This window comes from Pseudomonas sp. SDO55104_S430 (genome assembly GCF_054070595.1).
Window position 1 is genome coordinate 1 of sequence record NZ_JBSVXG010000485.1, and the last position, 1,080, is coordinate 1,080.

Annotated in this window: 1 protein-coding gene; it reads right to left on the bottom strand. The window is 55.9% G+C overall.

All coding sequences use genetic code 11. The annotated features are described in order from the left end of the window. Window positions 1–68 precede the first annotated feature (68 nt). Window positions 69–359 carry a fructose-bisphosphate aldolase gene (locus tag ACW9JE_RS30830; RefSeq protein WP_224534734.1) on the bottom strand — a complete coding sequence of 97 codons (291 nt, stop codon included), beginning with the start codon at window positions 357–359 and terminating at the stop codon, window positions 69–71. Window positions 360–1,080 lie beyond the last annotated feature (721 nt).

Genomic DNA, 1,080 nt, shown 5'->3' on the forward strand with positions numbered 1-1,080 from the left:
CACTCAGGTTTTACGACTGCTGCGCAGCCGGACGCAGGCTTCGCCAGCTGCTACAGGGGATCTGATCGTTATTGGCCCTTCGGCACGTCGAATCCGCGCTTCTCGATGACCGCAAACACGTCCCGCACATCCTGCAGCAGTATCCGCGCGATGTTGGTGACGGTGTTGATATCGTTTTCGGAGTAGTCGGGCAGGCTGGTGCAGGCCGTGAGGTTGAGGTAGTGGAGGACGGCGTTCAGGCGTTCGGCGACACAGTTGTGCAGTTCGCGGATGGGGGCCTGGTTGTCGATGAGGAGGACGGGATAGTCCGTGGCGATTTGTTTCATGGGGATGAAGCGTTCTGGCGTCTGATTACTCATGAGATCTTCCTTATAAAAGTCGAATTCCCACCTTTTCTGCTGCGAATCAAATTGGGTGGCAGTTATGCACGGGTTCGCAGACCGGGGGAAGATCACCAATACCCGGCTGACCCGAAGGTCTCCCGTGCACAACCGCCATTGACAACGCTTGGCCGAGAGCCGGCCGTGCCAGACGGAACAGGGGGTGATCTTAATGGCTGCGAACCGTGTCGCCAACGGATGTCGCTGGCGAGACCGAATATAGATGTGAGTTTTTGTGGCCGCAAACGACCATGTAGGACCGATTTTGTGGGATCTAAAGCAAAGAATCGCAGCCTTCGTCAGTTCCTACACGGGGCGTCGCGACAGGGGCCAAGCGCAAGTCGCGAGTTTGTTGGGATGGCGATTTCGGCCCGAATGTCCTGGGAAATAACCCAACCAAACCTACACCCGCTTCGCCGTCCACCGAAGACAAGCACTCACACCTCTATCGGACATTTCCTACGGCATTTGCAGGCGCAAAAAAACACCCTCCACGGACAGAACGCGAATCCCACGGACACATCGCGCAGGCATTTACGTTTTTCCGGAATTTGTCATTTTCGAAAGCATTTCGGTACAGATAGTAGGCAGCCCGATGCGCTGACTTTCATGTAGCAGCTGGCGAAGCCTGCGTTCGGCTGCGCAGCAGTCGTGAAATCAGCTGACGCGGTGTTTCAGGTAAACCTCGCACTCAGGTTTT

Coding starts and splice junctions, on each gene's coding strand:
- ACW9JE_RS30830 (WP_224534734.1), bottom strand. CDS start 359: ATGAGTAATCAGACGCCAGAACGCTTCATCCCCATGAAACAAATCGCC.